This is a genomic window from Bacillus sanguinis, from assembly GCF_018332475.1.
In the GTDB taxonomy this organism is placed as follows: domain Bacteria; phylum Bacillota; class Bacilli; order Bacillales; family Bacillaceae_G; genus Bacillus_A; species Bacillus_A sanguinis.
In genome coordinates this window covers 1-5,861 of sequence record NZ_BOQB01000318.1, presented here as the reverse complement: position 1 = coordinate 5,861, position 5,861 = coordinate 1, and the positions used below count along the sequence as shown (strand labels likewise).

6 protein-coding genes and 1 pseudogene are annotated in these 5,861 nt (G+C 32.5%); 4 read left to right on the top strand and 3 right to left on the bottom strand.

What is annotated here, in order from left to right:
• Window positions 1–5: 5 nt before the first annotated feature.
• The gene (locus KI369_RS24900) at window positions 6–668 is read right to left on the bottom strand and encodes a YkyA family protein (RefSeq protein WP_212957948.1); all 663 of its coding nucleotides are present in this window, start codon (window positions 666–668) and stop codon (window positions 6–8) included.
• 640 nt (window positions 669–1,308) lie between these two features.
• Window positions 1,309–1,950: a diguanylate cyclase domain-containing protein gene (locus tag KI369_RS24895; RefSeq protein ID WP_212957947.1), complete on the bottom strand. Its 642-nt coding sequence runs from the start codon at window positions 1,948–1,950 to the stop codon at window positions 1,309–1,311.
• Between the two features lie 164 nt (window positions 1,951–2,114).
• Between KI369_RS24895 and KI369_RS24890 the strand changes: the two genes are divergently transcribed.
• Window positions 2,115–2,348, top strand: coding sequence for an SPP1 phage holin family protein (locus KI369_RS24890; RefSeq protein WP_000939450.1), 234 nt, complete (start codon window positions 2,115–2,117; stop codon window positions 2,346–2,348).
• A gap of 31 nt (window positions 2,349–2,379) precedes the next feature.
• On the opposite strand, the gene KI369_RS24885 is transcribed toward KI369_RS24890, so the two are convergent.
• Entirely contained in the window at window positions 2,380–2,880 is a 501-nt protein-coding gene (locus KI369_RS24885) for a hypothetical protein (RefSeq protein ID WP_212957941.1), read from the bottom strand.
• A gap of 424 nt (window positions 2,881–3,304) precedes the next feature.
• Between KI369_RS24885 and KI369_RS24880 the strand changes: the two genes are divergently transcribed.
• From KI369_RS24880 to KI369_RS24870, 3 genes and pseudogenes are all read left to right on the top strand, one after another.
• A complete protein-coding gene (locus KI369_RS24880; RefSeq protein WP_212957939.1) occupies window positions 3,305–4,846 on the top strand; it encodes an MDR family MFS transporter in 1,542 nt (513 codons plus the stop codon).
• Between the two features lie 199 nt (window positions 4,847–5,045).
• Window positions 5,046–5,309 (top strand): annotated as a pseudogene (locus tag KI369_RS24875) (MerR family transcriptional regulator).
• A partial coding sequence (locus KI369_RS24870; RefSeq protein WP_212957937.1) for an RNA-guided endonuclease InsQ/TnpB family protein occupies window positions 5,306–5,861 on the top strand: 556 nt, incomplete at its 3' end. The pseudogene KI369_RS24875 and the gene KI369_RS24870, both read left to right, overlap by 4 nt.

Here is a 5,861-nt window from a genome sequence, read left to right as displayed (position 1 = left end):
CTGTTTTATTTTTTCTCTTCTTTAATTTTAATATTTGCTTGTTTATAAAAACCTATTTTTTCTGTATTATAAGTTTTTGTAAATTCATTAAACTTGTCTTTTTCTGATTCAATATCTTTATAAGACTGATTCACGACTTTTACTTTTTCACTAATATCTTTTAATTTTGTACCTTTATCTTGTAACATTGTATATAATTCTTTTTCTTGTTTTAACGATTTATTATAGCTATCATACATCTTGTTAAATGAATCGTGTCGTTTCTCATATGTGCTTTTCACTTTATCCGCTTGATCTTTCAATTTCTTATCTTCAATTTTCTTCACATATTTATCTGCTGACTTCACTTCTTCTTGTGCCTTATTTAAAGTTTCTTTTTCTTTTTTAAGCACTTTTTCTCGTTCATCTGTATTTTTCACTGCTTGGTTCAATTTTTCCTTAACAGTTTGATTATTATCTTTTCCTTCTTGAACAATCTGGTTATATAATTCTTGTCCCTCTTTTTCTAAAGTTTCAAGTTTCTTCGCATCTTCAAACATTGTTTTTTCTTGCTTTGCAGCATTTTCAAATGCAACATATAATTCCTCTTCTGGTTTCGGGCCGAAACAACCCGCTAGTAAAGTCATTGATAATGCAGTTACAATTGCTAATTTACTATACTTCAACATCTTTTTCCTCCTACTTATATACGATCATCGTGTAAAAAGCTATGAAATTATTTATCCTTTTATTAACTCCACACTCGCACCTTTTTACGAAAATCATTCATATTATTTATAATGCTTGTACAAATTGTATTACTCAAAATTGCATTTTTGAACTAAATAACAGTTTCATATCTACCTTTTACTTGGCACTTTTTAAAACCTGTTTATACTATGTATTACATAAAAGTACAACGGAATTCATCACAGCCATAATAATTTGGAGAACAACGGTAATAATTCACCTAATAAAAGATGTTCGTTGTTCTGTCACGTCTATCATTCTATCATTCCCTTTCCGCTTTCTATCAAATAATCTCTTTGTTCATTTTACACAGTGTAAATGTCATCTTGCAACAACTTACAATTATTCTTGTCATTCCCTAAAAAGGAAAAGTGTAGAGCATGCTTTCCTCTACACTTTCAAAATGAAACACATTGTGCAAAATGCATTGACACATCCAACATAATTATATGCTTATTCCATATATTTTTAAAGACTTTTATTACAATAAAAGTTCTTTTTGTAATAAAAGTCAAAAAAATGTTACATTCGAAAATTCTTCATGTCATATTTCTTTAAATCGAAGTTTCACTCATTTTCTTACAAATCCCTATGCTGATACAACTGATTTTGTGCTTTTCTTAACAATTCTTCAAAAGTTTTTCCTTCTATTGGATAACTAGCAGCTCCAAATAATAGATTCATACTTAACAAACCATTTTCTATTTCACTGTCAATATTTTTCATTAATCGGTTTGTTATTGTCGATTTTTCATGTCCGTTATCAATTGCCACAATTACATACTTATTTTCATCCCACTTCGTAACGACATCCCCTTTACGAAGTGTCTTTACAATCGTACTCTCCAATTTTTGTACTAGCACCTCCAATTTTTTTTCTTGCACTGTTTCTTTTAATCCTTTCCATTCTTTCACAGAAAGAATGTACACTGTAATATTATGAGAATCCCGTTCTGATAAAGCAGCTACTTTCTCAAAGAAATCAACTACAAAATCATTACTTGCCATTCCCCCTACTTCCGTATCCATGCCCCTACTCGCTCTTTTATCATACCAATATCCAAAATAATAGCTGAGTATCATTTGCAATATATAAATAATAAAGACGGTATAAAATGATCGCGAATCCAGTTTTGTAATTACATCCTGAAGCGCAATCCATTCTGTAACTGCCACTGTATTCCCAAGTAGTAATCCACTAATTTTCCCTTTATGTTTCATACTTTTCCCCCTTTCTATACCAATATATGTTTCTATAACAATTATGTTTTTCTACAAAATAAAAAATGTACATACTAGGTGTACATTTCCGCTTAAACTTGTCTACCTTTTCTACTTCATTTCATATATATACTATATATCGTTTTTAGAAAGGAGCGACCTATATGCTACAAAAAGAAAATCTATCAGATATTATACGTTTACTAGCGGGCTTTCTATTATCCTTAAAATTACTATTTAATTCTTTCGGAATAAACTTTATTACAAACGATCAAATCGATGCTATTGTTAATGTTGCTTCATTTTTATTTATTCTATACTTTGGCTTCAAAAATAACTATGTAGGAAAAAAAGGAATCGAGCAAAAAAAAGTACTCAAAAAGCACAACCTTCACTAAAAAAGGAACCTTTCATACAGGTTCCTTTTTATCATTGCCGCACAACAACCTCATTTGTTTGCAACGGACCATATGATACTCCTTTATATTGAAATGTATATGTAGCCTGAAATAATGCGTTTTTGAGTGCTTTATCTTTATTTGCTTTTATTTTACAAATTAGTTCTACTTTCTCATTCGGTAATAAATTATCGATTCGCCATCTTACAAGTTGGAACAGAAACTCGCTCATCCCCTTATCAGCCTTTAATGAATTTGGGATGTATGCAAAATAATCTCGAATCATATGACTTACTACAACTCGTGAAATCATTTCCATTCCTTTATTTTCAACTTCAATTCGAATAATAAGTATGTCGTTTACATCATAGGTCAGTTCATATAAAAATTTTTCTTTATACATACTACGGATTTGTAATGTAACTGCTACATTAGGACATTCGTTTTCCTTTTTTGACCCATCAATCCATAATACCGGTTGTAGCGGTATTGAACGCCTTCCTTGATCCGAAATTCGTTTCCATATTTTCATAATAATATTCACCCCATTTCAGATGCATCATCCATACGACCTTATTCTGCCTCTCTACCCAATATTAATAATGCTTGTTACAAACAATATATAGTTATTACTCTTCCTTTTATCCTATTCGACAATATAAAGAAAAAACCATTTTTCCTCTGTTAACAGACGGTATTCTTACTGAAATATTTTTTTACAATTTCCTTCATTGACTTTATACCAACATTAATTATTACTCACTCTTTTGCTGTCTATACAACAGAATATTTTGACGGAAGAAAAAGTTTGCCTTTTAGTCAAATTTGACTATAATATTCTTTATGGCTTTGTCAGTGCACTTGTTTAAATTAATTTGAAAGTACTATACTTTAAATTTTTATGCACTGCACTCGAAACTTAATATAGTTTACTTATTATTAAAGGAGGGTTATATTTGGAATCTCAATTATCAAAAAAAGAATCTAACAATACAAAATTTGTTGTTGCTGGTTTACTACTTGGTATTTTAATGGCGGCAATGGATAATACAATCGTTGCAACAGCAATGGCAACGATTGTTGGAGACCTAGGAGGATTTGACAAGTTCGTTTGGGTCACATCTGCATATATGGTAGCAACAATGGCGGGGATGCCTATCTTCGGAAAACTTTCTGATATGTACGGACGGAAACGCTTTTATATCGGTGGCCTCATTCTTTTCTTATTCGGTTCTGCACTTTGCGGGACAGCATCTAGTATTGAGCAGCTAAGTATTTATAGAGCAATTCAAGGGATTGGTGGCGGTGCTCTTATGCCTATCGCCTTCACAATAATGTACGATATATTCCCACCAGAAAAGCGTGGAAAAATGACAGGGCTTTTCGGTGCGGTTTTTGGGACATCTAGTGTATTCGGCCCTTTATTAGGTGCTTATATTACAGACTATATAAGTTGGCATTGGGTCTTCTATATTAATATTCCATTAGGACTTATCTCCTTCTTCTTCATTACTAAATACTACAGTGAATCTCTAGAATTTAGAAAACAAAAAATTGATTGGGCTGGCGCTATTACACTTGTTATTAGTATCGTTTGCTTAATGTTCGCCTTAGAGCTTGGTGGTAAAGAATACGCATGGAATTCCACTGTAATTATCGGTTTATTTACAACAGTTGTTATTATGCTTATTATTTTCTTCTTCGTAGAACGAAAAGCAACTGAGCCTATCATCTCTTTCCATCTATTTAAGAAACCTTTATTCGCAGCTAGCCAAGGAGTTGCCTTTTTCTATGGTGCCGCTTTTATTATTTGTACAGTTTATATCCCAATCTTCGTTCAAGGTGTTCTCGGCGGTTCAGCCTCAAATGCTGGATTAATTTTAACACCTATGATGGTTGGCTCTGTAATTGGAAGTCAAACTGGTGGACAGTTAGCTTCTCGAACAAGTTATCGTAACATCATGATGGCATCTGGCGTTTTCTTCGTCATTGGTATTTATTTACTAAGTACTTTAACAATGGAGACACCTCGTCTACTCGTAACACTATTTATGATTCTCACTGGACTTGGAGTTGGTTTCTCGTTCTCAGTTTTAAGTATGTCTTCTATCCACAAGTTAGAAATGCGAGACCGTGGTTCTGCTACATCAACAAACTCATTTTTCCGTTCACTCGGTATGACTCTTGGTGTAACAATTTTCGGTACCATTCAAAATCATATTTTTACTACTAAATTAAACACTGTGTTCCCTCCTGAACTAGCTAAATTGGCTCCAAAAGGCGGAGACACAAGTTTCTTATTATCACAAGGTGCTACCGATAATATTCCAGCTGAAATATTAACTGGTATTAAAGAGGCTCTCGCTACATCTATTGCCAGTACATTCTTCTGGGCACTGATTCCGGCTGTGCTAAGTATTATTTGTATTTTACTTATGGGAAATGAACGCCTCTTTACAGGTCCAAAAACGAAACAAAAACAAAAGCAAGTAAGTTAATATAGAAAAAAGAAACGGCATACTCTTTATGAAAAAGGGTATGCCGTTTATAATATATAAAGTAAATCTTTAATCAATAAGGAACCATTCCCACTGGTTATTATCCCTCACCAATCGGGATAAAGTTTCTATATACAGGAGAAAGAAACAGTAAACAAAAACATAGACAAAAGTGTGCATATATAGCAAAAAAGTAATTATGAAACAATATAAACCAAAAGAATTTTCAGAAATGCTTAATGTCTCTGTTAAGACATTGCAAAGGTGGGACAATCAAGGTGGTTTAACTGCTTACCGAAACCCAAAAGGAAGAAGATATTATACAGAAGAACAGTATAAGGAATATATGGGTATTTAAGAAGAACTTGTTCAGGATTTAATATCTATCATTCATGTATTTAGCTGTAGAATATATGGGTTGAGAAAATACAAAAAGAAAATGTCGGAGGATGAAGACTTATGAAAAGAGCATATTTAATAGAAATCAAACCGACAACTGAACAAGTTAGTAAAATCCGTCAAACTATTGGGGTGTGTCGATATGTATATAACCTGTATATCTCTAAAAATAAAGAGGCATATGAGTCGGAGGGGAAATTTCTTAGTGGCTATGACTTTTCCAAATGGCTGAACAATATTCATACAAAAGAGTGTGACCATTGGATTAAAGAAGTGTCGAGCAAAGCGGTAAAACAAGCGATTATGAATGGAGATAAAGCTTTTAAGCGATTTTTTAAAGGTTTATCTAAGTTTCCACGATATAAAAAAAAGAAGAAGCAAGATGTGAAGTGCTACTTTCCGAAAAACAACAAAACAGATTGGACAGTAGAAAGACATAGAGTCAAAGTTCCTACAATTGGTTGGATAAGGTTAAAAGAATATGGATATATCCCTAAAAATGCAACTGTAAAAAGTGGCACAGTATATGAAAGAGCAGGAAGATATTTTGTATCTGTACTTTGCGAATTGGAAGAAATGGCAACAAAGTTAGCACTTAATAAAATAGGTCTAGGGA

Bases quoted from the DNA above. Each gene is read 5' to 3' on its own strand.
- KI369_RS24900 (WP_212957948.1), bottom strand. From the start codon at position 668: ATGTTGAAGTATAGTAAATTAGCAATTGTAACTGCATTATCAATGACT.
- KI369_RS24895 (WP_212957947.1), bottom strand. From the start codon at position 1,950: ATGAAACATAAAGGGAAAATTAGTGGATTACTACTTGGGAATACAGTG.
- KI369_RS24890 (WP_000939450.1), top strand. From the start codon at position 2,115: ATGCTACAAAAAGAAAATCTATCAGATATTATACGTTTACTAGCGGGC.
- KI369_RS24885 (WP_212957941.1), bottom strand. From the start codon at position 2,880: ATGAAAATATGGAAACGAATTTCGGATCAAGGAAGGCGTTCAATACCG.